Genomic DNA, 26567 nt, shown 5'->3' with positions numbered 1-26567 from the left:
GTGGGCGCGGCCCGTGGACCGCACCCACCGGAAAACCGCTTGAATCCCCGGATCAGGCGGTGGTGCGCCCCGGCCGGGGACGGCCGTGCTGCCGGTGGCGCGCGAACCGCTCGCTGACGGCGGGCAGCACCGGGAAACGCTTGAACTCGTCCAGGGTCATGGTGCGGGTCCAGCTCTCCGGCAGCCGCTCGCGCCACTGGGCCGCGCACAGCCGTTCGCGCACCCGAGGAACGTCCTCCCACCGCTGCGGGACGGACTCCCCTCGTTTGACCGGCTGCCCGCGCTCCCACTCCAGCAGCGCGTCGTCGAAGGCGGCCAGCAGCTTCTCCACACCGGCGTCGTCAACGGCGCGCACCCCGGCCAACGGATCGAGCGACCGGGTGCGTTCGGTGGCGTCCACCAGGTGCAGGCGCGGGGTGATGTGCACGCTGCCCAGGCCCAGCGGCTTGCCCATCCCGATCTTGTGCGCGTAGCGCGGGTCACGGGCGGCCCCACCGTCGGCCGGGTTGCCGAGCAGGAGTGCCCGCATGAGCGCGCCGAGTTCGGCCTCGGCCAGGTTGGTGAAGGTGAGGCGGCCGTGGAAGACGGTGCCTTCGCGGACCGGGCGCACGTCGCGCTCGGTCGCCAAAGGGTCGGTCTCCGGTTTCGGGCGCAGCTGAGCGTGCCGGTCATTGGCGCGCGGGCCCGTGGGCTGCTCGTCGTGACGGTGCAGGTAGACCTTGTACCCGCCGAGCCGGACGTCGCCCTCGTGTGACCAGGTGACCAGGTCGAGCGGCTTCTTGGGGTCGAACCCGGGATGGGGTTGGACGAGGTAGTTGGCGAAACAGCCCCGCTGCGGCGACAGCAGCTCGACCCGCAGCGGATCGGTGAACTCGACGTCCGTGCTCTCGCTCAGCGCCGCGCCTACGCTGACCCTGCCGCGCGCGGCGAGCCGCTTACCCTCGTCTTCTGCGAGAAGGTCGATATCGCCGAAGATCGCACGCGGCACATCGGCGGGGCGGTCGCGGTCGGGCCGCTCCGTTTCACCGGCCCGGTGACCGCTCCTGCACTCCTGCGGACCGAGCACGGCGGCGGGAACCACCTTACTCAACGGATCGAAGTCGCCCACCGCGACCCGGTAACCCCCCGATCGCCCGAAGGAGACCACCGTTCCATCGACGGTCTGGAACCAGACGGGTTCGAGCGAACGCCGGGGAAGGCCGCCGCCGCGCCCGTTGGCCAGCGGCGGCCGCTCCGGGTCGCCACTGGTGACCGACAGTTCTTCGTGGAAGTTCTTCTGCTGGTATTTGGTGATCTGCTCGGCGGACTCGAAAAGGCGAATCAGGCCCTCGTCCACTGGCAGTCCGTCACGGAAACCGGTGGGAATCGGGAAGAGGTAGGCGTTGTTCCGGGGTTCACCCGCCGCGCCGGTGAGAACGAGGACGCACTGACGGATCTCGGTCCCCCGCTCACCGTTCAGCAACAGTTCGGCGCGCTTCTTCTTCGCGGTCTCCTCCGTCGGCGCGATCAGGAACGCCGTCAGCTCCTCCGGTTTGAGCATCGCCCACACCCTGCGGTACTGGAACGCCGAGTGGTGCTCGGCGGGCACGTAGGTGTTGTCCCGCGGCGGGTCGGGGAAGTCGCGTTCGGCGTAGCCGAACGAGCGCTCTGCGAGGCTGGCCCGGATGGCCTTGAAGCTGATCGTCCACGGTTTCTTGGCGGCCAGCTCGACGATGGACCAGCCGCTCTCCCTATGAACGAGAAAGCCCGCGCTGACCTTGCGTTTCTCATCGATCTTTTCGATCTTCTTGTACTGCTTGTGCAGACGGTCCCCCACCAAGCGGGTGCGGTACTCCTCCTTGTTGTTCTTGACGGAATCCGGACGCAGGTCTACCGGCGCCCGGAAGAACAGCTGCGGGGTGTTGACTGGACCGGTCTCGCCGCCGGTGAGCAGGCGCAGCTCGTTGCGCAGCAGGCCGCGCAGTGACGCGCCCGGGATGACCGGGCGGTTCTCGACGTGCGCGGAACGGGCGACGGGCGGCGGTTCCCCTTCTTGCCGCTCGTCCTGGGTGGTCCCCACGAACAGCGGGGTCAGGGCGCGAATCTCCAGGTCGATCCAGCCGGTGTGCGTGCCGGGCAGCCGGGAGTCATGGCTCCTGAGCAGTGCGTCCGGCGAGGCGTCGGGACCGAGGAGGTCCAGCGCCGACGCCTGGAGCCGGGTGGCGGGCATCGGCGTCTCGGGCAGCGGGATCGCGCCGTAGGGGGCGAGGGCGTGGAAGTCGGTGCCCGGGTTGGCTCCCGGCTCGGGCGGCGGGGCGTCGGCGGCGAGACGACGATCAACCCCCGCACCCGGTTTGGCACCGGACGTGCCCGGACCGCCCTGTCTCGCCGTCGCTCCGCCGGGTTTCTGCTGCGCGAACGCCGGGCCCGACAGCTTCGCTAACGTCGCCGGGTTCGGTTTGCCCGGCTGAATGTTTCCCGGGGTCGACCGGGGCTTCTCCGTGCTCACTTCGTGTCTCCCTCGGGGTGGGGGTCGTCGCCGACGTGGTAACCGGTGAGCCGGTGCGCCGCGACCACGACCTCACCGGTCGTTTCGTCCTGCCCCCAGTACTCGCGCACGCTCAGCCAGCTGCCCTGCGGCGGCTTTCCCGTGGAGGCGGGGCAGGGCTTCTCCCACCTCACTGGATGGACCACGGTGGCCCCGGACAGTTCCTCGGCGATGGTGAAGGTCACGTCGTCGTGCGAGACCCATCGGTGCTTCTGGCCGGGCCGGTCTGGGCGGCCGGATCGGTTGGGGTTTCCCGGGTATCCGGCCAGCAGGAACGAGCGGTCGCGGGGGGCGAGCCACGGCTTTTCGACCAAGGCGTCGAGGTCGCCGTCGCGCAGCAGCCAAGCGGCGCGCGCCCCCTCCCCCACCCGGATCTGGGCGTTGGCGGAGAACACGACCGCCTCCAGGAGCCGCCAGGCGTCGGTGTCGTCCTTGTCCGATGTGCGGTGCCAGGCACCGGGATGCGGGGCCGAGAACCTGGGCAACGGCTCCGGACCCGTGCTGGACAGCCGCCACTCCTTACCGGGGCAGGCGCCGACGATGCGGCCGTCACCGAACTCGGCGATGAGCCACTGGGTCGTGCCGGGGTCGTAACGGTCGAGGAGACTGCTGCGGCCCTGCTTGTCGGGCACCTTGCCGAACACTTCGGCGTGCAGCGTGGTGATGTCCTCAACGGACAGGCTCACGTTTTCCACACCCATGGGCTTCAGCCGGTCCGGCTCCGGCCGGGCGGGGTTCACTGCGGTCATCGGTCCTCTCCTCGGGGTGCGTCGGCGGCGGCGGTGGGGGCCAACCGGTCGTGCAGCGCGCCGACCCACTCCTGGGCGCGTGAGCGGGCCACGGGGTCGGTGCCGTGCACGGCCGCGATCAGGTCGGTGGGCTCGGGTGCGGCACCTGGCCGGTGGCGGGTCAGGGTCGCGCCGGTGACGGTGAGCCGCCCCTGGCCCACCCCCCAGCCCGCACCGACACCGTCGAAGGCGACGGTGCCCAGTTCCCGGACCACGAGGGCCAGCAGGCCGCGCACGGAGTCGTCGGCACCAAAGACGTCCAGGACCACGCGGGCCGTGCCACCCGCGTGCAGGGCGTCGGTGAACAGCCGGCCGTCCACGGTGTCGCCGAACAGCGCGTCGATGCTGTTGCGGGTCACCGCCATGGGGTGACCGCCGTCGATGGCGGGGGCGTCGCGCAGCCTGACCTGGGACGGCGCGGGCGGGCGACCCGAGCCCGGTGCCGGGTCCTCCCCCCACCAGGAGGCGTGCCAGGCGCGGGCGCGAACCGCTCCGGTACGGGCCTCCGGTCCGGCCGGTCGCGCCTCTCCCCCGGCGTACCCGGCGGCGTCGGCGGCGTCCGTCGCGAGTCGTCGGCCGATCCGCTTGACCATCGCGAACAGTCCGGTGTCGCCGAGCATGGGTTGCCACTCGACCGCCCCGTCACCGGTGAAGCGGGGACGGGTGCGGTGCGCTCGGTCGGTGCGGTCGGGGGCTCCCGGGCCGGGAACGTCGCCGATCATGACCAGGCCGGGGCGGACCGGACCACCGGCCCCGGCGGCCAGCACCTCGGCGGGCTGTTCCGCCACGGCCACGGCCAGGACCAACTCGTCGCGGTCACGCTGATCCGCGCCCACGGCGTCCAGGGCGGCACGGTAGGCGTCGGCGCACTCGGACGCCCGGCTGTCCAGCAGGTCGCGCAGCCGCTCGTCGCGCGGTCCGGCGTCCAGGCCGCGTTCGGCGCGCTGACGGCGTTCGGCCCAGGTCCAGGCGTAGTAGCCGGCCCAGCCCTCGACGGTGGCGAGGTCGTGGCGGCGGGCGTGCCAGACCTCGGCGCGCACCGCACCGTAGCCGCGTCCGGTGCGCGCACCCAGCCGAATATCGGGTCCGGCCACGGGACCGCGCAGGCCGTCGGCGGCCAGGGCGAGCAGCGCCAGCAGGCGACCCTCGTCGGCCCGGTTGCGCACGCGCAGCCGCAGAGTGGCGGTGAACAGCGTCCCGGCGGGCAGGACCTCGAACTGCCACAGGCCACCGGAGGCGGCCGCACCCCGATTCCGGTCGATGCGGTTGCCGGTGCGCACGGAGATTCCCACCCCCTCGGGCAGGAGGGCGACGCAGTCGTCGAGTTCGAGGGGGCTGTCGGTGGCGCCGGGGCCCAGTTCGTTCGGTTCCCTGGGAACGCTCGGCTTCCCGAACAGGACATCGGCGCCCCGGGGTACCGGGTCGTCGGGGCCGGTGGGCGCGTCGAGGCCGCCCAGCCGTGCGGTGAGGTGGTGGCGCAGCAACCCGGCCAGGGTGGTGGCGCGCAGGCGCGGGACCCCCGAGACGGGGTCGCGATCGACGAGCCCGGCGACGTCGCTCTCGGCGGCGTGGCGCGGGGTGTCCAGGGCGGCGCCGACGTGGGTGTCGCCCAGCAGCCGCAGCCGCACGGCGACCTCCCACACAAGGGCGGTCTCGCGGATCGCCCCGGCGGCGAGGCCGGGCACCCCCTGGGTCGTGTCTTCGCTGTTCTTTGTCGTGGACATCAGGACCTCTCCCCCGATTCGGCGCGGTCGGCCCGCTCGGTCTCGTTCTGGTGGGCGATCCGGGTGCGTTCGGCCAGCCAGGTGGTGATCAACAGCAGGGAGAGCCGGGCGAGCACGGCCGGATCGCTGAGCCACTTCTGAGCGGCGGTGGACAACTCTCCGGACGCGTCCCGGACGGAACCACCCGCGAGGTCCACCGTGTTGATCGCCTTCGCGAGCTCGGTTCCTTGCGCCTTGTTGTTCGTCCACGAGGCTGCGGGGTCCTTCGCTGTCTGGCAAAGCCAGTTCTGGACAGAGGTCTTTTCCTTGTAGAGGGTGACCTTCGCGGTCTCGACGGCGGCCAGCGCCGAACTGGTGAACGGCTTGAAGGGGCTGACGGCACCGAGGCTCGCCTCGGGTTTGTCGGAGGTGACCGCCAGGGCCAGGCGCTTCAGGGTCGTGCGCGCGGCGTCTTCGTTCCCCTCAGGAGCGACCGGGGCAGCGGCGATCTCGCGCAGCCGGCCCAGCAGGCTGGGGGTGAGGGTGCCGACCATGCCGGCCGCGAGATCGCGGGCGCGGGCGCGGACCGGCTCGGCCACCGCCTGCCACAGCATCGCGTCGTAAAGAGTGGACAGTGGCGTACCGCTTCCGGGCCGCAAAGCCGTGCCGTCGGCGATGTCCTCCTCGACGTCGACGCCGGTCCCGTCGGCCAGCAGGACGCGGCGACGCGGCGAGGCGCCGCGCGGTGCTTGCTCACACGCGGGTACGGGCTTGCGGTTGGCCTTGAGAACCGCCTCGTCGTGGGGTGGCGGAAGCAGGACGAAGGCCCCGAAGCCGTCGACGGCGCGCTCGCCGAGTTGGATGTCCTCCAGCGCGCGGATCTCGGAGATACCGATGTCGCGGCAGGCTCGCAGCCTCAGGACCGACCCCGGGGCCGCGGCCCGGCGCTCGGCCATCGGGCCGTGGTAGAGACGGTGGTAGGCGCCGACGATCCGCGGTTCGACGTAGGAGCCCACAGGCACGACGGCTTCCCGTTCCCGGCCCAACAGGCTCCGCACGACCTCCAGTGCGTGCTTGGCGAAGACGAGGGGGTTGTGGACCCCCGCGCCGTCGGTGAGCAGGGCGGGCGCGAGCAGCACGAGGAAGCGATCGGTTCCCGCTCGCCAGACCGTTCGGGCGTGGCTGGTTCGGTCCATGACCGTATGCCCCGTGCCGGATGGCGCGGCACAGGTGACGCGCACCCCGCCGCCGTGCGCGCGGGTGCCGCCCGAACCGAGGGAGAGGCGCCCCTCGCGCCCGGCGAGAACGCCGAGGATGTCCCCGGCCAGTGCTTCCAGTTCGTCCGGGCTCCCGGCGGAGAGCCGCCAACGGGCCTCGAACACCTGGCCGGGGTCGAGGCTGGTGGTGATGAACGGGACACCGGGCTGGAGTTGTCCGGTGCGCTCCACCCCCAGGTACTGCTCGGTGCTGGTCATGGGGGTGACGAGGTGGCGGAAGTCGGGGGTGATCGTCCCGGTGAGCGCGCGCAGCGGGACGGCGGAAGCACCGGGCTCCTGGACGAGTCGGTCCACGAGCGCGCGCTTGTCGGTGTCCTCCGGCTTCTTCTCCCCGGAGAGCGACAACGGGGCCGGGACCGTGGCGACGGGTTGTTTCTCGGCCGCTTCCAGCCGGGGGAAGGCGGGGGCGAAGCGGATGGCCTCGCCCCGGGCGATCCAGGCGTCGATCAGTTCGTCATGCCGGTTTCTCGGCAGCGCGGCGGCCAGCATCCCGCGCTGGGCACGGCCGCTGATGACGGTGTCGGTGGTGATGCTCATCGGATCGAACCGGGTGCGCACGACCAGGGACTCGGTGAGCAGGATGCGCAGCGGCAGGTAGCCGACGGACGGTGTCGATGTCATGGGGTCTCCTCTCGGGCAAGACCGGCCCAGGCCAGGGTTCGGGTGTTGCGCTCGGAGTCGTCGCGGCCCTTGGCGAGCCGGGCGTCCACCCGGCCCCGCCCCCGGCTCGTGCGCAGGCCGGCCTGGGTGAAGGCGAGCGCGGCACGGGCCAGGCAGCGCACCTCGTCCTCGGTCGGCTCACGCGTCCATGACAAGGGGGTGGCCAGGCACATACCGGGCAGCAGGGCGCGCACGGTGCGCAGTCGGCCCGGGACCGGTGCGCCGTGCTGGTCCACCTCGATTCCGCTCTCCAGGCAGGTGAATCCGTCGGTGACCGCCGCCAGGAGCGGCAGACGAGCGGCCTCTGCCCTGTTCTCCAGGGCGAGGGCGACGGCGGCGCGCACGGAGTCGTCCAGGACGGCGTCGCGCAACCGCAGCGCACGGTCCTCCTTGTTGGAGCGTGCCGTACCGAACAGGCGGTGCGCCGGAGCCAGCAGCGACCCGTCCGCGAGGGCGGCGCTGACCGCACCCATGCGCAGCAGCGCCAGGACCCGTTGCCGGGGCAGGTGCGGCAGACCGTGGGCGTCGGTGACGACGTCGGTGTGGGCGTGGGTCCCGGTGGCGCTGTGCCCGACGAACAGGGCGGGTGACACCAGATCGATGACCAGGTGGGTGGGTGTGTCGCTCACGTCGCCTCCGGGCTCGTGCTCCGGGCCTCGGCCAGGGGAAGGTCCATGTGCAGGTCCAGCAGGGCCAGCGCGTCCAGCAGCGCCCCGGGAAGCGATTCGGGCAGGTCGGCGGGCAGTCCCCGGTCCCGCCTGCGCCTCTTCTCCGGTTCGAGGTCGCCCCCGGCGAGGAGCAGCGGCTTGAGCGACGACAGCAGCCAGGACCGCTGTTCGGCGAGCTCCCCCCGGCGCAGACTGCGCGCGCCGCCGTCGAGGTACTCGTGCAGGAACACGCGAAAGTCCGCGCCGGTCATGGGTTGGGCGGTGCGGGTGTCGCGGTCGGCGGTCATCCGCTCGGCGATCCGCTGGGGGTCGTCGAAGCGCAGCGACCAGGCGATCAAATGGTCGACGACGGGCTGTTTCGGGGCGCCATTCGTCGAGCCAGGACGGTCATTTTTCTCATTTTTGCCCTTGTGGTCCTTGGCGAGACGGCACATCGTCTCGCACACCTTGTAGCCCACCGACATGGGCGCGCCCACCGGCTGCACCGCGATGCCGATACCCACCGTGGGCACTCCGGTACGGACCCCGGTCAGGGGCACGACACGTTCCCACACCTGCCCGATGCGATCGGCCATGCCGTAGCGGGGGTCGTTCTCGGCGAGGGCGGCGGGGTCGGCGTCCAACCACTCGATGGCGAAGCGGGCCACGCTCCAGGCGAGGCGGGCGTCGCACATGACGGTGAGGTCGTCGCCGGCCACGACGATGGGGCGCACGGGGACCGAGGTCGTTATGTCCTTGATGGGGTCGTCGCCGGCCACGACGGTGGGGCGCACGGAGACCGAGGGCGTTGTGTCCTTGATGTGGTGCGGGACGAAACGGTTCCCGCACCGGCCGATCAGCACGGGTTTGCCGTTCTCCTTGGTGATCGCGCCGGACACGGCGCGGATCAGCGCGGTGGCCAGCCCCTCGGTGAGGCGGGCGATGTCGTCGGAGACCTTCTTCAGCTCGAACGCGGTGTCGACGGCGGGGTCGGTCCTCCCGCCCAGCTCGGCACGGAACCGCTGGAGGAGGTCGCCCAGCCCGTTGAAGTCCAAGTGGAGGACGGCCAGGCTGCTGACGTCTCCGATCGAGCGTCCGAGGTGGTCCACCTCGGTGGGCAGCCGCAACCGGGTGTCGCCGCCCAGCCACGTCGACTCGTAGGAGCGGTGCCAGTCGCGGCCCAGCCCCCGGGCCACCGCGACGTCGTGGGAGACGCGCTCGTGCACGGTGCCGAGCCGGGCAAGGTGCTCGCCCTCCACCGCGTCGTCGAGTCGCCTCTTGGCGTTGGCGTTGTGCTCGCTCTTGATGCCGTGTTCACGGCTGCGGTCCACACCACCCGCCGGGCGCCCGGTCACGTCGCAGGGCGCGGTGACACCCAGGCCGGACACTGCCAGGTGCAGCGGCGCGGTGAGCCGCGCGGCCTGGAACCGGTCGTTGACCACGGCCGCCGCGGCCCGGCGATCGGCGTGGTGGTCCTCCGGTCCGCCGTAGCCGATGTGCACCACCACCGGCGAGAGCTGCGCGGTGATGTCGCGCAGCAGCCGGGTGTAGCGGGCGGTGAACCGGCGGGCGTTCTCGCGGCCGGGACCGGGCAGGTCCACGATGAGTGTGCCCCCGGCGTCGCGGAGCACGGTGTGGTCGTCGGGGAGCAACGACCGGATGTCGGGGGAGAAGCGCCTGGGGGTGCCGGTCTCATCGGGCTCGGGTTCCCGGGTGCGGGTGAGGTTGGCGACGAGTACCGCGCGGCCGATCGCGTCGAGGAGGCGAGGGCTCCCGTACACGAAATCCTGGATGCCGCGCAGGTCGATCGCCACGATCACTCCCTCGTCGGGGGGTGGTGCGTTCATCGGCTCCTTCTCACTGGTGGGAAACGGGTCACTGTGGGACGTGGACGGGATTTCGGGTGGCCGGACCGGGCGAACACCGCTCAGGGGCTCGATGGATCCAAGACCGCGCGCCGATGCGAGGACGGTTCCGGACAGGCCGACGAGGGGTCCGGACCGAACAGGGGCACCAGCGCACGGCACGATCAGTTGCCGTCTCCACGCGAGGACACCGCCGGCCAAGAGGCCCCCTGGCCAATGGAGCGGCGGCGCTGCGCAGTGCCCGCTGATTCGTGCATGCGGGGTAGAGGACATGGTGGCCGATCCGGACTGCCGTACGGGCCGCATCGGCGAGATTTCCGCTTTTTAGGGGATCGAACGGCCACTAGCGGTCAGTTTCCGGCCGGGGATTACCCGGATTCGCACGACTTTCTGACCGACGGTGACCGTCCGGCCGCGAACGATCGTCGCGCCGGTGCGTTCCCCGGCCCGCCCGGCCCCCACCGGCTCAGTGCGCGCCCGTACCGGTCAGGGACCGGACGCGGAGCTCCTGGTAGCGGGCGGTGTTGCGTTCACGGGAGAGCAGGGTCCCGACGACGGCGCAGAGGAAGCCGAGCGGGATGGAGACCAGACCGGGGTTCTCCAGGGGGAAGAGCTGGATGTCGATCCAGGAGGGCAGCAGCGAGAGGTTCGCTCCGGTCACCGGATCGGTCTTGCCCGACATCACCGGCGACAGCAGGACCAGGAGCACAGAGGACAGCAGTCCCCCGTAGACACCGGCCTCGACCCCGCTGGTGTTGAAGCGACGCCAGAACAGCGACAGCACGATGACCGGGAGGTTGGCGGCGGCGGCAATGGCGAAGGCCAGGCCGACCAGGAAAGCGACGTTGAGGTTCTGGGCGACGACGGCCAGACCGATCGCCACGGCTCCGACCAGCACCGCCGCGAGACGGGCCACGCCCACCTCCTGGGACTCCTTGGAACGCCCCCACATCAGGACGTGGCCGAAGAGGTCGTGTGCCAACGAGGCCGACGACGCCAGGGTGAGACTGGCGACGACCGCGAGGATCGTGGCCAGGGCGACCGCGCAGATGAACGCGAGCAGCACGGCGCCGCCGACCGGTCCGCCCAGCAGCTCGCCGACCTCCCGGGCGAGCTGGGGAACGGCGGTGTTGCCGGAGGGGTCCTGGGCGGCGATGCGCTCCGGGCCGACCAGGGCCGCCGCACCGAACCCCAGCACCAAGGTCATGAGATAGAACGCGCCCACCAGCAGGATGGTGCGGTTGACCGAGGCGCGCGCCGCCCTGCCGTCGGGCACGGTGTAGAAGCGCGTCAGGATGTGCGGAAGCGCGACGGTGCCCAGGACCAGCCCCAGCGCCAGGCTGACCAGGTCGAGTTTGTTGATGAGGGTCCGGGCGGGGTCCGCGGCCACCTCCTGGCCGAACCGCAGCCCGGGTTCGAGGAACGCCTGTCCCCGGCCGCTGGTGTCGGCCGCTGCCGTGAGCATGTCGTCGACGTTGAACCCGAACACCGCAAGGACCGCGAACGTGAGCAGCCCGGTTCCGGTGAGCAGTACGACGGCCTTGATGATCTGCAGCCAGGTCGCGGCCTTCATCCCGCCGTACATGACGTAACCGACCATCAGCACTCCGACCGCGACGATGGATGCCGTCCTGGCCTGGACGGCATCCATTCCGAGGAAGGAACCCCCCTGGTCGATGCCGAGCATGAGCGTGACCAGCGCTCCCGCACCGACCATCTGGGCGAGCAGGTAGAAGACCGAAACGGTCACCGTGGACGTGGTGCAGGCCATCCGGACCCGCATCCGGCGCATCCGGAAAGCGGGGACGTCGGCCATGGTGAAGCGGCCGGTGTTGCGTATCAGCTGCGCCAACGGGAGTACCAGCAGCCACGCCACCAGGAAGCCCACCGAGTAGAGGAAGCCGTCGTAGCCGTCGAGCGCGATGATCCCGGCGATGCCGAGGAGGGAGGCCGCCGAAAGGTAGTCACCGGTCAGCGCCAGGCCGTTCTGGGTACTGCCGAAGCGCCGTCCACCGGCATAGAAGTCGAGGATGCCCGCTGCGCCGCGTCGGGCCCGGACGGTGACGATGGCGGTGACGGCGACGAAGAGCGCGAAGAATGCGATGGTCCAGAGCTGCCCGAGGGTCACGGACGCACCGTTTCGCCGTTGCGGGCGGCGTCGGCCGCTCGCATCTCGGTGTGCAACTCGACGGCGACGGGATCGATGGAACGCTCGGCACAACGGGCGTAGCCCCAGGCGAGCAGGAAGGTCGAGACGAACTGTCCGGTTCCAACGAGCAGACCGATATTGATCGATCCGGCGACTCGGATCGCCATTAGATCACGGGCGTAGACGGTGAGGAAAACATAAGCGAGATACCAGCCCAGGGAAAAGACGACAAGGAGGGAAAACTGACGGATGAACCGTTTGCGCAGAGCGACGAAACGCGGATCGGCCCCCATTCGGACGATCTGGATGCTCTGCTGGACGAGCTGCCCTCGACGCTCCTCCTCGGAGTGCCACCACTGCCCGCCTTGAACCGGAGCCGGTCCAGGATCAGCGCTCTCACGACGGTCCACCACGTTTTTCTCCCAAAACGGGCTCCCCGCCTCTCCCCGCCGGAGCGCCACTTTCCCCGTGGTCCACCGAAATTCATGCAACTGTTCGGGGCCGCGACATTTCGCAAAGAATCCCCTTCTTGGGTGATGCCGGTCGAATTCGGGCACACCCGGGAGAGCGAGGGGCAGTCGCCTACGATATCCAGCGGCAACGGCACACGTTCGGCTTATCCGAAATCTCGACGATGTTTGCCGGTTTGCCTGCGTCGCCCACCCGGGCGAACAACGGGCATCGACGATCGCGCTTCGGGAACCGCCCCGAGTGGAACCCGGCGCCGCGATGCGCTATCCACATTGTCATGAACACTCTCTCCTGCCCCAAGTGCCCCGGCTCGCTCAGCCGGGAGAACCTCGTGGGCGTGACCGTGGACAAGTGCTCGCAGTGCCGGGGAATCTTCCTGGACCGCGGCGAGCTGGAACAGCTCCTGGAAGCCGAGCACCGCTGGCGGCGCGGCCAGGAGGACGAGTACAGCGGCGGACGCCGCCATCGCGACAACGGGGACAACAGCGAGGACGCCTACACCCGCAACGACTACCAGGGCGAACGCCGTAAGCGACAGGCCGACTTCCTCGACGAGATCTTCGACTGAGCAGAGGCCCCGGACCGCCGAGGCGGACCGGGGCCACCTTCGCGCGTATTTGGGAGCGCTCCCAAATACGCGCGAAGGCCCGTGGGAGATACCGACTCAGGCCGCCGGACTGACCTCGGTCGCCGAGGTGCGTACCGCCTGCCTGCCCCAGGGAAGGAAACGGTCCACGGTCAACCGGCCGCCGGCGAAGCCCAGCGCAAGGGCCGAGCCGCCGAGCACCAGGGCCAATTCGAATCCGCCGGGACCGGTGAGCGGGGCGCCCAGGTGACCGAAGAAGTAGGCCGCCGCCATGAAGCCGGCGAGTACCGCACCGGTCACGGGCAGCGCCAGTCCGAGGAGCAGGGCCGCACCGCCCCCGATCTCCACCGCGATGGCGAGCGCCGCGGCGGCCTGCGGGAACGGGACGCCGATGGCATCGAACATGTGCCCGGCCCCCTCGACTCCCATGCCGAGCTTCTGGGCGCCGTGGGCGATAAAGGTGACACCCACGGCGATACGGGCCACCAGGGCGGTGATATCGACCAGGCTGTCGCGGAGGGTGGGGGTGTAGTGCCGCATGATGATCGTCTTCTCTCGTCGATTCGAGCATGACCGACCACGGAAGGGGCGGGACAACCACCCGCTCCGTGCAGGGATGCGCATCCACGGGGTGACGGACGCGCGCTGTGCGGTACATGGTCGGTCACCAAGAGCGATCGCCACAATACTCAAAAGGTGCCAAATCCCTTACCCACAAGGGCCTCGGAGGCAAAAAGCGTCCACCCCCGAGGCGAGCGGATCAGGGCCTACGAGGAACGCGACACCGGCTCGGTGGCACGGACCGCGGAGCGCCCCCAGGGGAGAAAACGGTCCACCGCGAGGGTTCCGCCGTTGAAGCCCGACGCGAGGGCCGCGGCCCCCAGGACCAGAACCAGTTCATAGCCGCCCAGCAAAGGGTCGCTGGTGTGCACGAAGACGAAAGCGCCGAGCATTTGGGCCGCGAGCAGGATGCCTGCGACAGGAAGCCCCAGTCCGATCAGCAGGGCGGCACCGGCCCCCACCTCGATGACGATTGCGACGACGGCGGCGACCTGCGGAAGCGGGATGCCCATGGCGGCGAACATCTCGGCAGTGCCACCGACTCCCCCGCCGAGCTTCTGCAGGCCGTGCGCGATGAACACCAGGCCCACGGCGACGCGGGCGACGAGGGCGGTGATGTCGGCCGCCCAGGCCCTGGTGTGACGAGTGGTCTCGGCCATGACGTGATCCTTCTTCCATCGATTGACTGAATACGGTCGGCGCGGAATAAGGGCGGGGATCCTTGACCTTCAACCGTCCCGGGAACATCTTCCGAGGAAAATTGATCGTATTCGTATTCGCCTGGATACGGAACGTGGCCAATGCCACACCTCCACACAGCCTCCCCGGCCACCCCATTGCGCCACGGGCCGGAGCCTGTCCGAACTTCGCTAGGCTTCTCCCTTGTGGCGCGCCCTGTGCAGCTACCCAGCACCCCCTTTGCGCACCCCCGAACCCGCGTTCGTACGCGTGTATGATTTTGGGGCCAGTACCCACACAGTCACCGAATGGGGAGCCGCCATCGTGGTCACCGAGGTCTTCACGCGCAAATATTGCGACCCGCACGCCGTCCGTGACGAGAAGGTCGAGGCCACCGAGGTCGTCCAGTTCGCCTGGGACGGGACCGTGCGCGAGGTCGACTCTTGCGAGGAGTGCAAGAAGGAGTACGAGACCCAGTTCGAGGCACTGGTGGACTACTCGCGCCCGGTGAAGAAGCGCCGCGTCACCAAGAAGTCCGACGAGACTTCCGCTGACGAGACTTCCGCCGAGGCGTAACCAGCCCATAGCGGCAACCAGGACCCCCGGTCCGCACGACAACGACCGGCATGTCTTCTGGCGGCCGGCGCCCCCTCGGGCGCCGGCCGCTTCTTCTTTCCCCGACCGCCAGACCGCGTTTCAGGTAACGGGGGAGTCTTGGGCGGACAGTTCTATGGCCAGTTCCATACAGCGCCATCGGGCTGGGGAGAAGTCGTAGGGCATCTTGCCGATGGCTTCGAACGCGCTCATGGAGTCAGCCTTCCGCCTACCGGAACCGAGGCCGGCCTCGTCCTCGCCGTCATCGGCGGTAGCGGGGTGCACAGCGTCCCAGGCGTCGAAGAGGGCATCGTCGTCCTTGTCCAGGCCGGACTCCTCGATGACGGCCTGCAGGGCGCTTTCGAAGGCGTGCCGCTCGACGGCGACTTGAGCCACCCGTGGATCATCGACGGCGACGCTGTCATCGAGTGCCTCCTCGGCGTCGTCGATGCGGTCGGATTCCTCCCGCAGAGTGGGATGCACGGCCAGGGCGACGAAGCGGGTGGCCTGGACGGCCGCGCCGAGCGGGCCGAAGATCCGCTCAGTGACCAGCAGAGTGTCCAGGTCCGCCTGACGCAGGGAGCCCTCGGGCAGGCTCTTGAGACGGTCGGTGACGAAGTCGGAGAGCAGGCCCATTCGGCTGCCTTCGGTGCGCATCCGCTGCACGGCGGTCCGTTGCCGCCGCAATTTCGCCTCCTGCTCGACGAGGGTTTGTTCCAACCGCTCCAGGATGCCCGCGATACCTTCTCCGCTGTTTGCACCGGCGGAAGCCGTGCCGGTGGCAAAGGCGTCACGGATGTCGTCCAGGGCGATCCCGGCGTCGGCCATCTTGCGAATCCACAGCAGGCGGATCATGTCCTCGTACTCGTAGCGGCGGCGGTCATCGCCGCCCCGCTCGGGCTCGGGGAGCAGGCCGATCGCGTGGTAATGGCGAATCGCCCGTGGCGTGCTGCCGGCGAAGGCCGCCGCGTCACCGATCTTGACCTGGCGGGGTGGCACGAACGACGAATGCATGAGAAGGGACCTTTCCTCAAGAAACCGGGACGCAAATCCATCGGACCACATGCCGCTACGGAAGGTGCAACCCCATGCACACCGCCCACCGTCTAGCAGCCACCGACAGCCAGACCGCCTGCGACTTGTGCCCACCGCGGACAGCAACGGCTCCAACACCGACCACTGCGCGCCAGTCAGGACCGTGGAAGAAGTTTCGAGAAACCTTCCAGGTGGGAGTATGCTCGCGCGGCAGTTGAACCATCCGAAGCCGTCCCTGACCTCGCAAGAGCCAGGTAATTAGGCTGGAGCACCCCTTCGTGAGTATTTGGCGCACAAAAAGCATCGAGCAGTCCATCAAGGACACCGACGAACCAGGACACGCCCTTCGCAAGGACCTGACCGGATTCGATCTGATCGTCTTCGGTATCGGCGTCATCATCGGAACCGGCATCTTCGTGGTGACCGGCCGTCAAGCGGCGGAGAACGCCGGCCCCGCCATCATCGTGTCGTTCCTGATCGCCGGACTCGTATGCGCTCTGGCGGCCATGTGCTACGCGGAGTTCGCCTCCACCGTTCCGGTCGCGGGCAGCGCCTACACCTTCGGTTACGCCAGCCTCGGCGAGTTCGTCGCGTGGATCATCGGCTGGGACCTGATCCTGGAGTTCACCCTGGCCGCCTCCGTGGTCGCGGTGGGCTGGTCCGCCTACGCAGGCGATCTGCTCGGCATACCCACCTCGATCGCGATCACCGACGACTACGGGGTCAACGTCGGCGCGATGGCGATCGTCATCCTCCTGGGTGTCGTCAGCACCCTGGGCGCCAAGCTGTCGGGACGGGTAACCGCGGTGGTCGTGGCCATCAAGGTCGCCATCGTGCTGTTCGTCATCGTCGTGGGCGCGTTCTACGTCAAGGCGTCCAACTGGACGCCGTTCGTTCCCCCCGCCGAGCCGGTCCCGGCCGAGACCCAGTCGATCGGGCACCAGCCCCTGACCCAGGTCCTGCTCGGCCTGGAACCCAGCTCCTTCGGTATCTGGGGGGTCATCGCCGCCGCGTCCGTGGTGTTCTTCGCCTTCATCGGCTTCGACATCGTCGCGACCACCGCCGAGGAGACCAAGAACCCCAAGCGCGACATGCCGGTGGGAATCTTCGGCTCACTGATCATCGTGACCGTGCTGTACATGGCGGTCGCGGCCATCGTCACCGGCATGCGCCCCTACACCGAACTGAACAGCGACGCGCCCCTGGCCGAAGCCTTCCGGGGTGTGGGGGCGGACTGGGCGGCGACACTGATCTCGCTGGGCGGTGTCATCGGCATCACCACCGTGATCCTGGTCCTGATGATGGGCCAGTCCCGAGTGGCGTTCGCGATGTCGCGTGACGGCCTGCTGCCGCGCGGACTGTCAAAGACGCATCCGCGCTTCGGCACGCCCTATGTCATGACCGGCATCACCACCGTCGCGGTGGCTCTCCTCGCCGGTCTCGTGCCCATCAGCGCGCTCGAGGAAATGGTCAACATCGGCACGCTGTTCGCGTTCGTGGTGGTCTCCGTCGGTGTGATCGTGCTGCGCCGGACCCGCCCGGACCTGCCCCGTGCCTTCCGCGCGCCGTGGGTGCCGGTCCTCCCGGTCATCGCGGCCCTGGCCTGCGGCTGGCTGATGCTCAACCTGACCGTGGACACCTGGATCCGGTTCCTGGTCTGGATGCTCCTGGGCGTGATCGTCTACTTCTGCTACGGAATGCGCAAGAGCCGACTGGCCCGGGCCGAGCACACCCCGACCGTGAAGGACGACTCAGCCGACTGACCGCAGCAGCCGGATCACCTCGCGGTTCCCGGGGCGCCTGCCTGACCCAGCAGGGTCATCAGGCGCCCCGGCCTGCGCGAGGGGACGGTTCCGGCGACCGGCAGGCGGGCCTGGACGATGCCTTCGCGCGGTGGACGAATGGTCGCGCCGAGTCGGCCCATGATGCGCTGCATGGGCTGATTGTCGACCACCGTCTCCGCGCGGATCTCGGCCAGCCCCCAATCCGCGGCGATCGTGGTGAGCACCCGGGCCAGGCAGGCACCGATCCCCTGCCCCTGCCAGGTGTCCTCCACCAGCAGGGCGATCTCCCCCACTCCCGGATCCAGCGTGTACATCAAATGGGCCAGCGCCACCGGCTCGTGCCCGTTGACGGGGCGCGCTGCCAGGGTGAGGCCCCGCTCCGGGTCGCAGAAGACATCGAGCATGCGCGGACTGAGTTCACGGACGGTGGAGAAGTAGCGCCTGCGCGTGGTCTCGACCGAGGAGCGCCGATGCAGCTGCTGGATGGCATCCCCGTCACCGGTACCGGTCTGCCAGACGAAGAGTTCGACGCCTCGCTGGGTGATGACCGATCCGCTGGTGGGCGCAGGACCGGTCGGGGGAAGGATCGAGCGCACCAGCGCATCGGCCCGGGCCGACTCGGTCCAGGTGAAAGGACGGTCCGAGCGACGCAACCGGACCGCGCGCAGTGGACCGACCGGAACCACCAGCGCGGTCTCGGGCTCCTCCGGGAACTCCGGCGCGGGCCGGGTGAGGTTGGTCCACTTGGCCTCGTCCGCGCTCAGCAGGTCGCGCAGGGCCTCGGGCAGTCGGTTGGGGGCGGACTTGAGCCGTGCGGTGAGCAGGAGCGACCTGGTCACGTCGTCGCCGACGTCGCGCGGTACGGCCGGGACCGCGGTCACGTCGCCGTCGCTGCTGAGCGGGGTGAGGGCGGCCGACAGCGCGTGGTGTGCGCCGGGAAGATCGACGATGAACTCGTCCACGACGCCGATGGGATCGGCGTGGATGGACATCCCCAGAACGTTTGCGCCGTGTTCGGCCATGACGCCTACGAGGGCCGCCAACTGGCCGGGCCGATCATCGACAGCCACTCGGATTCGCCACAGGGCCATGCCGCACCTCCACACAGACTGGGGTTGTCGCGCATCTGGCTTTCAGTGTGCGCGGACCGTGTTTCAGGGGTGCTACAGGTGGGTTAGCGGCGGATGGGCCGTAGACGCGGACCGCTCAGGCGAGCCAGAAAGCAACAGCACTCACAGCAGCCGCCAACAGGATCAGAGCGGGTGTGGTCCAGCAGCCGCGATGTCCGCGCCCCCGCGACCGCACGGACGCCGCCCGGTGGACGGGAGCGCACTGGGCATCGGCGCTACGGCGGCGCAGCAGGGCGCGCGGTCCGGCCACCGCGCGTCCGGCACGATCGTGGTGCAGCGCCCGCGCCGCCCGCGACAGCGCAGCGTATGCCTGTTCCCGGTCGCGGCGCTCCAGGAGCTCGGCTCGGGCCGCCAGGAGCCGGTCGTCGACCCCGGGGGCCACGCCGGGGTGACGCGCAGCGTGCTGGGAGATCTCCACGCCGAAGCGCTCGAACTCCGCGACCACCCGCGCCAGCGGAGTCCAGGCGCGGATCGGCTCGGGAATCGGGGCCAGGAGCGCCGCGACCTCGTAGAGCCGGTACCGGGGCACCCCGGAGACGACCTCCATCAGGTCCACCCACTGGCGCAGGGGGTCGGGGCGGGGGTCCTGACGCAGCAGCACGACGTAGTCGTATGTACCGGGCATGGGGCGAGCGTAGTGGGTGGTGGCCTTCAGCGGGCGGTGGCCAGGCCCCGGAAGAGCCGGTCCGAGCGTCGTGACCGTCTCAGGGACGACCGGCAGCCAGGACCCCGTCCTTCCACACGGCCGCGACCTGGGGAACCCCTGGACGGTAGGCGAGATAGACGGGATCGGGGGCGTCCAACAGCACCATGTCCGCGCGGGCCCCGACCCTCAGCGCGCCGACGTCGCTGCGGCGCAGGGCCGCGGCTCCGCCGGCGGTAGCCGCCCACAGGGCCTCATCGGGGGTCATCCCCGTCTCGCGCACGGCCAGGGCGATACAGAAAGCGATGCTGGAGGTGAAGCAGGATCCCGGATTGCAGTCGCCGGCCAGGGCGACAGTGGCCCCGGCGTCGATGAGAGCCCGTGCATCGGGATAGGGCTGGCGGGTGGAGAAGTCCACCCCGGGCAGCAGAGTGGCCACCGTGGGATCGCTGCGGGTGGCGGCCTCGGCGAGGGCGGCGACGTCCTGGGCGCTGAGGTAGGTGCAATGGTCCACGGAGGCCGCCCCCGCCTCGACGGCGAGGGCGACACCAGGGCCGGGGCCCAACTGGTTGCCGTGCACCCGGGGCAGCAGTCCGTGTTCGCGTCCGGCGGCGAGGATCGTACGGGCGGCATCGGCGTCGAAGGCACCGTTCTCGCAGAAGACGTCGATCCAGCGCGCGTGCGGTGCGCACGCGGTGAGCATGTCCCCGGTGACCAGGGCCGTGTACCCCGCCGGATCGTCGGCGTACTCGGGGGGCACCACATGGGCGCCGAGGAAGGTCACCTCGTCGGTGAGCTGGGCCGCGATCCGGGCGCAGCGCTCCTCGTCCGCAGTGGTCAGGCCGTAGCCGGTCTTGATCTCAAGGGTGGTGGTGCCCTGGGCACGGGCCTCGTGGAACAACCGCACGGCGCCGGCCCTCAACTGGGCGTCGGTGGCCTCCCGGGTGGCGGCCACGGTCGTGCGGATACCGCCCGCCTGATAGGGGCGTCCGCTCATACGGGCGGCGAACTCCGCGCTGCGGTCGCCGGCGAAGACGATGTGGGAGTGGCTGTCGACGAAGCCGGGGATGAGGCAGCGCCCGTCGGCGTCCACCCGGACATCGGCGGCGGGGGCACCGGCGGCGGGACCGATCCAGGAGACACGGCCGTCGGCGACCACGAGAGCGGCGTCCTCGACGCGGCCCAGTGCGCCGGGACCGTTGCCGGGATCGTTGGTGACGAGGACGCCGATGCGGTCGATGAGCAGGGTGTGGGGCACGTTCGGGGCGCGCATCGTGGTCACAGCTCCTTGATTGCCTGGTCGAGGACGCGGGCGGCGTCGGGGATGAGCTGGTGGACGCCGTCGCGCACGATCCAGCGGCCGTCGGCCATAACGTGGCGCACGTCGGCGGCGGTCGCGGCGAAAACGACGGCATCGCTTGCCCGATCGGGGTCGAACCCGGCCAGACGGACACTGTCCAGGCCGATGGTGACCAGGTCCGCGCGGTTGCCTGCTCCGAGTGCGCCCGCGTCCTTCCATCCGAGGGAGCCGGCGTGGCCTGTTGTGTGCAGGGACTCCAGCAGTCGGGACGCATCGACGGTGCCACGACGCCCGGTGCGCAGCCGTTCGTGCATCTCCACCGCGCGCGCCTCTTCGAGCATGTCGATGGTGGAGTGCCCGTCGCTCCCCAAGGACACCGGAACCTCGGCACCGAAGTCGGCGGTGCGCGCCAACCCGTCGGCGAGGTCGCGCTCGGTGGTGGGGCACAGGCACACCACGGCCCGTGAGCGGGCGGCTCGCAGCAGGTCCAGGTCGTCGTCGGTGAGATGCGTGGCGTGTACGAGAGTGGGGGCGGTGCGGTCGAGGAAACCGGTGTCGGCCAGCAGCCCCGTGGGCGTCCGGCCGTGCGCGGCCAGGCAGGAGGCGTTCTCGGCCGGCTGCTCGGACAAATGGATGTGCACGGCGGGCCAGGGCTCGGCCAACGCGTCGTAGTGGCGTACGAAGGCGCGCAGGTCTGGCTCGGGGACGGCGCGCACCGAGTGCACTGCGGCGCCGAGCAGCGCGTGCGTGCCGTCGGGCCGGTAGTCGGCGACGCGGTGCGCCCAGGCGTCGAACGACGCGTCACCGAAACGCAGCTGGGTGCCGCGGAGCTGGGTGTGCTTGCCGTCCGCGTCCAGACCGCCCGACAGGTAACAGGCGTCGAGAAGGGTGATGCGGATTCCGGCGTCGGCGGCCGCGGCCACGAGTGCTGCGCTCATGGCGTTGGGGTCGGAGTAGGGAACCCCTCCGGGACCGTGGTGCAGGTAGTGGAACTCCCCCACGCAGGTGACCCCGGCGAGCGCCATCTCGGCGTAGACGGCGCGGGCCAGCCGATGATAGGAGTCGGGGTCCAGCGCTGCCGCGACGGCGTACATCCTCTCCCGCCAGGTCCAGAAGCTGCCGCCGTGTTCGCCGGTGCGCCCGCGGAGTGCACGGTGGAAGGCGTGGGAGTGGGCGTTGGCGAATCCCGCAACGGTGAGGCCTTGTAGGCGCTCGGCATCGGAGGGTGCGGCTTCCCCTGCCCTGACACCGCGGATGCGTCCGTCGGCCACCTCGATCAGCACACCGGCGGCGGCTGCCGGGTGCGGGCCCACCAGGGCCCATTCGCACCAGTACCGGTGGACTCTGGTCATTGGGCCTCCGTCCGGCCGATGGGGGAACCGGTCACCGGGCACCGGTCAGTTCGGCCAGGGTGTCGGCGAGCGCTGCGACCCCGGCATGGCAATCGGCGGCGTCGGCGTGCTCTTCGGGGGCGTGGGAGACGCCCGTGGGATTGCGCACGAACAGCATCGCGGTGGGAACGGCCGTGGCGAGGACACCAGCGTCATGGCCGGCCCCCGTGGGGAGGATGGGAACCGGCCGGTCCCCACCCACCAGTGCTGCGAGGCGGTCGCGCAGGGCGGTGGAGAAATCGACGACGGGGCTGAAGGACTCCTGATAGGAGGACAGGGCCACCCCGTGGGCGGCGGAGGCGTCACGGGCTGCGGCATCCACCCCCGCCACGACCGCGCGCAACGCGGCCTCGTCGGGGGCTCGGGCGTCCAGCCAGGCACGGACCCGGGAGGGGATCGCGTTGGTTCCGTTGGGAGCGACGTGCACCTTGCCGATGGTTGCGACGGCGTCGTGGGCGCGGGCGGCCGAGCGAGCGGCCAGAACGGTCTCCGCGAAAGGCAGCATGGGGTCGTTGCGGTCGGCCAGGAGCGTCGTTCCGGCATGGTCGGCCTGACCGGAGAAGTCCAGGCGCCAGCGCCCGTGCGGCCAGATACTGGAGGCGACTCCGACGGGTGCGTCCTGATGGACGAGTGCACGCCCCTGCTCCACGTGCAGTTCGACGAAGACCGCGATCTGGGCGAGCCGGTCGGGGTCGGGGCCGATCCGGTCGGAGTCCAACCCCGCATCGGTCATCGCGGCTGCCCAGGTGACGCCGTCGGCGTCGGTGAGCTCGCGGGCCCGATCCGGGGCTATGGCTCCGGTGATCAGGCGCGACCCCAGGCAGGGGACACCGAACCGTGCCCCCTCCTCCTCGACGAAGACCGTGACCGCCAGCGGCACTGCGGGGCGCAGGCCACGGCGCTGGAGCTCGTCGACGGCCGCCAGGGCGCTGACCACGCCGAGGGGGCCGTCGAACGCTCCCCCGTCGGGGACGGAGTCCAGGTGCGATCCGGTGACGACCGCTCCTGGACCGGGCCGTCCCCACCAGGCCCACAGGTTGCCGTTGCGGTCGGTCTCCACGCTCAGGCCGCGCGCGGTGGCCGCCGCGCCGAACCAGTCGCGCACCTGGGTGTCGGCACCGGTCCAGGAGTAGCGGCGGTACCCCCCGGTGGACCGGTGCCGCCCCAAGGGCGCGAGGTCGGCCCACAGTTCGTCGAAGGTGTCACTCATGACGTGCTTCCTCCAGGTCGTCACGCTGCCGGGACGGTCGCCCCGGCAGCGGTCGGTGGTCGGGTGCTCTCCGGTCGGCTCTACCCGGCCCCTTTCGTTGGGTACCGGCGACGGCGGTCAGCCCTCGCGCATGGGTACCCGGAGCCCTTCGCGCTCGGCGACCGCCTCGGCCTCCGGGTACCCGGCATCGACGTGGCGCAGCACTCCGGTACCGGGATCGTTGGTGAGGACCCGCTCCAACTTGGCCGCGGCCAGTTCGGTGCCATCCGCGACACTGACCTGGCCGGCGTGCAGAGAGCGCCCCATTCCGACCCCGCCGCCGTGGTGGATGGACACCCACGACGCTCCCGAGGCGGTGTTGACCAACGCGTTGAGCAGCGGCCAGTCCGCGATTGCGTCAGAACCGTCGCGCATCGCCTCGGTCTCGCGGTAGGGGGAGGCCACCGAGCCGGTGTCGAGGTGGTCCCGGCCGATGGCCAACGGGGCGCTGATCTCGCCGGAGGCCACCAATTCGTTGAAGCGCAGGCCCGCGGCGGCCCGCTCCCCCTGGCCGAGCCAGCAGATCCGGGCGGGCAGGCCCTGGAAGGCCACCTTCTCCCCCGCCAGGCGGATCCAGCGCGCCAGCGGCTCGTTGTCGGGGAACAGGTCGAGGATGGCGCGGTCGGTGCGGGCGATGTCGGCTGCGTCCCCCGAGAGTGCCGCCCAGCGGAACGGTCCCCGGCCCTCGCAGAACAGCGGGCGGATGTAGGCGGGGACGAAACCGGGGAAGTCGAAGGCGCGGGTGTAACCGGCCGTCTTGGCCTCGCCTCGGATGGAGTTGCCGTAGTCGAAGACCTCGGCCCCGGCGTCCATGAACCCGACCATCGCCGCCACGTGCGCGGCCATCGACTCCCGTGCACGCTCGGTGAACTCGGCCGGCTTCGCAGCGGCGTAGTCGCGCCAGTCCGCGAAGTCCACCCCCGCCGGCAGGTAGGCGAGCGGATCGTGGGCGGAGGTCTGGTCGGTGACGATGTCGATGGGCGCCCCCCTGCGCAACAGCTCGGGCAGGACCTCCGCCGCGTTGCCCAGTACCCCGATGGACAGGGGGCGGCGAGCGGCGCGGGCCTCGGACGCAAGGCGCAGTGCGTCGTCCAGGTCGGTGGCCTGTACGTCCAGGTAGCGGGTGTCCAGGCGACGTTTGATCCGGCTTGCGTCGGCCTCCACGACGAGGGCGACCCCTCCGTTCATCGTGACCGCCAGCGGCTGGGCTCCCCCCATCCCGCCCAGACCTGCGGTGAGGGTGACCGTCCCGGCCAGGTCCGCGCCGAAGCGCTTGGCGGCGACCGCGGCGAAGGTCTCGTAGGTGCCCTGCAGGATTCCCTGGGTACCGATGTAGATCCACGATCCGGCGGTCATCTGGCCGTACATGGTCAGGCCCAACGCGTCGAGGCGGCGGAACTCCTCCCAGTCGGCCCAGTCGGGGACCAGGTTGGAGTTGGCGATGAGCACCCGGGGAGCCCACTCGTGGGTGCGCAGGATCCCGACCGGGCGTCCCGACTGCACCAGCAGCGTCTCGTCGCCTTCCAGGTCGCGCAGCGAGGCGGTGATCCGGTCGAAGCTGGCCCAGTCGCGGGCCGCCTTCCCGGTTCCCCCGTAGACGACGAGCTCGTCGGGGTGCTCGGCGACATCGGGGTCGAGGTTGTTGTGCAGCATTCGCAGCACCGCCTCCTGCTGCCAGCCCTTGGCGGTGAGTTCGGTGCCGCGCGCGGCCCGCACTGGGCGGGGGCCTGCGTTGGACATGGCGTCAGCCTCTCTGGTGGTTACCGCGGGACATCGGTTTCAGGACAGTGGCGCCACGGCCTCGACGGCGCTCAGGACGGTGCCGTCGGCGACCAGTTCGGCGGCGGCAGCGATCTCGGGGGCGAGGTAACGGTCTGGACCGGGGCCGGCGACCCGCTCGCGCACGACGGCCACCGCGGCGGCGGTGGCCGGTGCCGGGCGCAACGGTGCGCGCAGCTCCAGGGCACGGGATGCGGTGAGCAGCTCCACCGCAAGAACCGTGGTGAGGCCGTCGACCGCTCGGCGCAGCTTGCGTGCGGCCGACCACCCCATGGACACGTGGTCCTCCTGCATGGCCGAACTGGGGATGGAGTCCACACTCGCCGGGGCGGCCAGGCGCTTGAGTTCGGAGACGACGGCCGCCTGGGTGTATTGGGCGATCATGTGCCCGGAGTCCACGCCGGGGTCGTCGGCCAGGAAAGCGGGCAGTCCGTGGGAGCGGGCCACGTCCAGCATGCGGTCGGTGCGCCGCTCGCTTATGGAGGCCACGTCGGCGACGGCGATGGCCAGGAAGTCCAGCACGTAGCCCACCGGCGCGCCGTGGAAGTGGCCGTTGGACTCGACGCGCCCGTCGTCGAGTACCACCGGGTTGTCGATGACGGAGGCGAGTTCGCGCTCGGCGACGGTCACCGCGTGGGAAAGGGTGTCGCGGGCCGCGCCCGCGACCTGCGGGGCGCAGCGCAGCGAGTAGGCGTCCTGGACCCTGGTGCAGTCGGGTCCGCGGTGCGAGGCGATGATCGACGAGTCCGCCAACAGCGCGCGCATGTTCGCCGCGGCGGCGGCCTGGCCGGGGTGGGGCCGTAGCCGCTGAAGGTCGGCTGCGAAGACCCGGTCGGTCCCCAGCAGGGCCTCCACGCTCATCGACGCGGTGAGGTCGGCCGTACGCAACAGCGCGTCGAGGTCGTGGCAGGCGAGCAGCAGCATGCCCAACATGCCGTCGGTGCCGTTGATGAGAGCCAGGCCTTCCTTGGCGGCCAGGTCGATCGGCCGGATTCCCGCTGCCAGAAGCGCGGAATCGGCCGTTGTGAGGGTTCCGGCGGCGTCACGGACGCTGCCCTCTCCCATGAGCGCCAGGGCGACGTGCGACAACGGGGCGAGGTCGCCGGAGCAGCCGAGACTGCCGTACTCGTGGACGACAGGAGTGATCCCGGCGTTGAGCAGCGCGGCCAGGGCCTGGGCGGTCTCGACCCGGACGCCGGTGTGGCCGGAGGCCAGGGTGCGCAACCGCAGCAGCATGAGCGCGCGTACGACCTCGCGCTCCACTTCGGGGCCGGCTCCGGCTGCGTGCGAGCGGATCAACGACTTCTGGAGCCGCGCGCGCAGTTCCGGGGCGATGTGCCTGGTGGCGAGGGCACCGAAGCCCGTGCTCACCCCGTAGGCGGGTGTCTCCGCGGCCGCGAGCGCGTCGACGCGCCGGCGACCCGCGAGGACGGCCTTGAGCGCGTCGTCGGTGAGGCGAACGGTGGCGCCGGCGCGGGCGACGGAGACGACCTCGGCTGCGGTGGGCGGCCAGGGGCCGACCAGGACTTCGTCTGCGGTGGGCATGGGTCCATTGGACCCGGTTCCACCCGTTTTGGGCCAGGGCCGGAGCAGAGGTCGTGTCCGAGATTTCAGACAGGTTCCGTCCGGGGCGGCCCCCGGTCGGTCGAGGAGTTCGGCGGCGCCGTGCCCGGTGGCCGCGCGTCGAGCGCCCTGGTGTCGCCGCTGTGCGCGAGAGCCGACGGCGCGGCCGGCTCAGGGGATTTCGCGG

Annotated in this window: 21 protein-coding genes; 3 read left to right on the top strand and 18 right to left on the bottom strand. The window is 70.6% G+C overall.

What is annotated here, in order from left to right; all coding sequences use genetic code 11:
* Window positions 1–52: 52 nt before the first annotated feature.
* The 8 genes from QSJ59_RS18640 to QSJ59_RS18605 all read right to left on the bottom strand — a co-directional run bounded on the left by QSJ59_RS18640 (window position 53) and on the right by QSJ59_RS18605 (window position 12029).
* A complete protein-coding gene (locus tag QSJ59_RS18640) occupies window positions 53–2488 on the bottom strand; it encodes a TIGR03986 family type III CRISPR-associated RAMP protein (RefSeq protein ID WP_285760960.1) in 2436 nt (811 codons plus the stop codon).
* Entirely contained in the window at window positions 2485–3276 is a 792-nt protein-coding gene (locus QSJ59_RS18635) for a hypothetical protein (protein WP_285760958.1), read from the bottom strand. The genes QSJ59_RS18640 and QSJ59_RS18635 overlap by 4 nt, the downstream gene beginning before the upstream one ends.
* A complete protein-coding gene (locus QSJ59_RS18630) occupies window positions 3273–5039 on the bottom strand; it encodes an RAMP superfamily CRISPR-associated protein (RefSeq protein ID WP_285760956.1) in 1767 nt (588 codons plus the stop codon). Before QSJ59_RS18630 ends, QSJ59_RS18635 begins: the two co-directional genes overlap by 4 nt.
* A complete protein-coding gene (locus QSJ59_RS18625) occupies window positions 5039–6916 on the bottom strand; it encodes a hypothetical protein (RefSeq protein WP_285760954.1) in 1878 nt (625 codons plus the stop codon). The genes QSJ59_RS18630 and QSJ59_RS18625 overlap by 1 nt, the downstream gene beginning before the upstream one ends.
* Window positions 6913–7584: a hypothetical protein gene (locus QSJ59_RS18620; protein ID WP_285760952.1), complete on the bottom strand. Its 672-nt coding sequence runs from the start codon at window positions 7582–7584 to the stop codon at window positions 6913–6915. Before QSJ59_RS18620 ends, QSJ59_RS18625 begins: the two co-directional genes overlap by 4 nt.
* On the bottom strand, window positions 7581–9449 hold the full coding sequence (locus QSJ59_RS18615) for a hypothetical protein (RefSeq protein ID WP_285760950.1): 1869 nt from the start codon (window positions 9447–9449) through the stop codon (window positions 7581–7583). The genes QSJ59_RS18620 and QSJ59_RS18615 overlap by 4 nt, the downstream gene beginning before the upstream one ends.
* A gap of 484 nt (window positions 9450–9933) precedes the next feature.
* Window positions 9934–11595, bottom strand: coding sequence for a solute symporter family protein (locus tag QSJ59_RS18610; protein WP_285760948.1), 1662 nt, complete (start codon window positions 11593–11595; stop codon window positions 9934–9936).
* Window positions 11592–12029 carry a DUF485 domain-containing protein gene (locus QSJ59_RS18605; protein ID WP_285760946.1) on the bottom strand — a complete coding sequence of 146 codons (438 nt, stop codon included), beginning with the start codon at window positions 12027–12029 and terminating at the stop codon, window positions 11592–11594. Before QSJ59_RS18605 ends, QSJ59_RS18610 begins: the two co-directional genes overlap by 4 nt.
* A gap of 335 nt (window positions 12030–12364) precedes the next feature.
* On the opposite strand from QSJ59_RS18605, the gene QSJ59_RS18600 reads away from it, so the two are divergent.
* Entirely contained in the window at window positions 12365–12655 is a 291-nt protein-coding gene (locus QSJ59_RS18600) for a TFIIB-type zinc ribbon-containing protein (RefSeq protein ID WP_285760944.1), read from the top strand.
* A gap of 96 nt (window positions 12656–12751) precedes the next feature.
* Here the strand turns inward: QSJ59_RS18600 and QSJ59_RS18595 are convergent, their stop codons facing one another.
* Both QSJ59_RS18595 and QSJ59_RS18590 read right to left on the bottom strand, forming a co-directional pair.
* A complete protein-coding gene (locus QSJ59_RS18595) occupies window positions 12752–13213 on the bottom strand; it encodes a DoxX family protein (RefSeq protein ID WP_285760942.1) in 462 nt (153 codons plus the stop codon).
* A gap of 227 nt (window positions 13214–13440) precedes the next feature.
* Window positions 13441–13893, bottom strand: coding sequence for a DoxX family protein (locus QSJ59_RS18590; protein WP_285760941.1), 453 nt, complete (start codon window positions 13891–13893; stop codon window positions 13441–13443).
* A 343-nt stretch (window positions 13894–14236) separates the two neighbouring features.
* Between QSJ59_RS18590 and QSJ59_RS18585 the strand changes: the two genes are divergently transcribed.
* Window positions 14237–14488: a hypothetical protein gene (locus QSJ59_RS18585; protein ID WP_285761100.1), complete on the top strand. Its 252-nt coding sequence runs from the start codon at window positions 14237–14239 to the stop codon at window positions 14486–14488.
* Between the two features lie 120 nt (window positions 14489–14608).
* Here the strand turns inward: QSJ59_RS18585 and QSJ59_RS18580 are convergent, their stop codons facing one another.
* Window positions 14609–15520 (bottom strand): MerR family transcriptional regulator, encoded by a 912-nt coding sequence (locus QSJ59_RS18580; RefSeq protein WP_285760939.1) that lies wholly within the window; start codon window positions 15518–15520, stop codon window positions 14609–14611.
* A 299-nt stretch (window positions 15521–15819) separates the two neighbouring features.
* Here QSJ59_RS18580 and QSJ59_RS18575 point away from each other — a divergent pair, with 299 nt between their 5' ends.
* Complete coding sequence (locus tag QSJ59_RS18575) at window positions 15820–17304, top strand: amino acid permease (protein WP_285760937.1); 1485 nt, start codon at window positions 15820–15822, stop codon at window positions 17302–17304.
* A gap of 14 nt (window positions 17305–17318) precedes the next feature.
* Here QSJ59_RS18575 and QSJ59_RS18570 read toward each other — a convergent pair whose 3' ends face one another.
* From QSJ59_RS18570 to hutH, 7 genes are all read right to left on the bottom strand, one after another.
* Window positions 17319–18416, bottom strand: a complete 1098-nt coding sequence (locus tag QSJ59_RS18570; RefSeq protein ID WP_285760935.1) for a GNAT family N-acetyltransferase — start codon at window positions 18414–18416, stop codon at window positions 17319–17321.
* Between the two features lie 115 nt (window positions 18417–18531).
* Entirely contained in the window at window positions 18532–19080 is a 549-nt protein-coding gene (locus QSJ59_RS18565; RefSeq protein WP_285760934.1) for a hypothetical protein, read from the bottom strand.
* A 79-nt stretch (window positions 19081–19159) separates the two neighbouring features.
* Window positions 19160–20371, bottom strand: coding sequence for an imidazolonepropionase (gene hutI / locus QSJ59_RS18560; protein ID WP_285760933.1), 1212 nt, complete (start codon window positions 20369–20371; stop codon window positions 19160–19162).
* A gap of 5 nt (window positions 20372–20376) precedes the next feature.
* Entirely contained in the window at window positions 20377–21750 is a 1374-nt protein-coding gene (locus QSJ59_RS18555) for a formimidoylglutamate deiminase (RefSeq protein WP_285760932.1), read from the bottom strand.
* A gap of 31 nt (window positions 21751–21781) precedes the next feature.
* Window positions 21782–22999, bottom strand: a complete 1218-nt coding sequence (locus QSJ59_RS18550; protein ID WP_285760931.1) for an allantoate amidohydrolase — start codon at window positions 22997–22999, stop codon at window positions 21782–21784.
* Between the two features lie 117 nt (window positions 23000–23116).
* Window positions 23117–24778, bottom strand: a complete 1662-nt coding sequence (gene hutU / locus QSJ59_RS18545; protein ID WP_285760930.1) for a urocanate hydratase — start codon at window positions 24776–24778, stop codon at window positions 23117–23119.
* A 39-nt stretch (window positions 24779–24817) separates the two neighbouring features.
* Window positions 24818–26362, bottom strand: coding sequence for a histidine ammonia-lyase (gene hutH, locus QSJ59_RS18540; RefSeq protein WP_285760929.1), 1545 nt, complete (start codon window positions 26360–26362; stop codon window positions 24818–24820).
* Between the last annotated feature and the right edge of the window lie 205 nt (window positions 26363–26567).

It is taken from the genome of Nocardiopsis ansamitocini (genome assembly GCF_030268225.1).
In the GTDB taxonomy this organism is placed as follows: Bacteria; Actinomycetota; Actinomycetes; order Streptosporangiales; family Streptosporangiaceae; genus Nocardiopsis_D; species Nocardiopsis_D ansamitocini.
Note: the sequence above shows the minus strand (reverse complement) of the source record. Positions and strands in the feature narration are given on the sequence as shown.

What these genes read in the sequence shown, in the direction of transcription:
- QSJ59_RS18555 (WP_285760932.1), bottom strand. Translation starts at nt 21,750, where the DNA reads ATGACCAGAGTCCACCGGTACTGGTGCGAATGGGCCCTGGTGGGCCCG.
- QSJ59_RS18565 (WP_285760934.1), bottom strand. Translation starts at nt 19,080, where the DNA reads ATGCCCGGTACATACGACTACGTCGTGCTGCTGCGTCAGGACCCCCGC.
- QSJ59_RS18550 (WP_285760931.1), bottom strand. Translation starts at nt 22,999, where the DNA reads ATGAGTGACACCTTCGACGAACTGTGGGCCGACCTCGCGCCCTTGGGG.
- QSJ59_RS18580 (WP_285760939.1), bottom strand. Translation starts at nt 15,520, where the DNA reads ATGCATTCGTCGTTCGTGCCACCCCGCCAGGTCAAGATCGGTGACGCG.
- hutH (WP_285760929.1), bottom strand. Translation starts at nt 26,362, where the DNA reads ATGCCCACCGCAGACGAAGTCCTGGTCGGCCCCTGGCCGCCCACCGCA.
- QSJ59_RS18590 (WP_285760941.1), bottom strand. Translation starts at nt 13,893, where the DNA reads ATGGCCGAGACCACTCGTCACACCAGGGCCTGGGCGGCCGACATCACC.
- QSJ59_RS18595 (WP_285760942.1), bottom strand. Translation starts at nt 13,213, where the DNA reads ATGCGGCACTACACCCCCACCCTCCGCGACAGCCTGGTCGATATCACC.
- QSJ59_RS18630 (WP_285760956.1), bottom strand. Translation starts at nt 5,039, where the DNA reads ATGTCCACGACAAAGAACAGCGAAGACACGACCCAGGGGGTGCCCGGC.
- QSJ59_RS18635 (WP_285760958.1), bottom strand. Translation starts at nt 3,276, where the DNA reads ATGACCGCAGTGAACCCCGCCCGGCCGGAGCCGGACCGGCTGAAGCCC.
- hutI (WP_285760933.1), bottom strand. Translation starts at nt 20,371, where the DNA reads ATGCGCGCCCCGAACGTGCCCCACACCCTGCTCATCGACCGCATCGGC.
- QSJ59_RS18625 (WP_285760954.1), bottom strand. Translation starts at nt 6,916, where the DNA reads ATGACATCGACACCGTCCGTCGGCTACCTGCCGCTGCGCATCCTGCTC.
- hutU (WP_285760930.1), bottom strand. Translation starts at nt 24,778, where the DNA reads ATGTCCAACGCAGGCCCCCGCCCAGTGCGGGCCGCGCGCGGCACCGAA.
- QSJ59_RS18570 (WP_285760935.1), bottom strand. Translation starts at nt 18,416, where the DNA reads ATGGCCCTGTGGCGAATCCGAGTGGCTGTCGATGATCGGCCCGGCCAG.
- QSJ59_RS18600 (WP_285760944.1), top strand. Translation starts at nt 12,365, where the DNA reads ATGAACACTCTCTCCTGCCCCAAGTGCCCCGGCTCGCTCAGCCGGGAG.
- QSJ59_RS18615 (WP_285760950.1), bottom strand. Translation starts at nt 9,449, where the DNA reads ATGAACGCACCACCCCCCGACGAGGGAGTGATCGTGGCGATCGACCTG.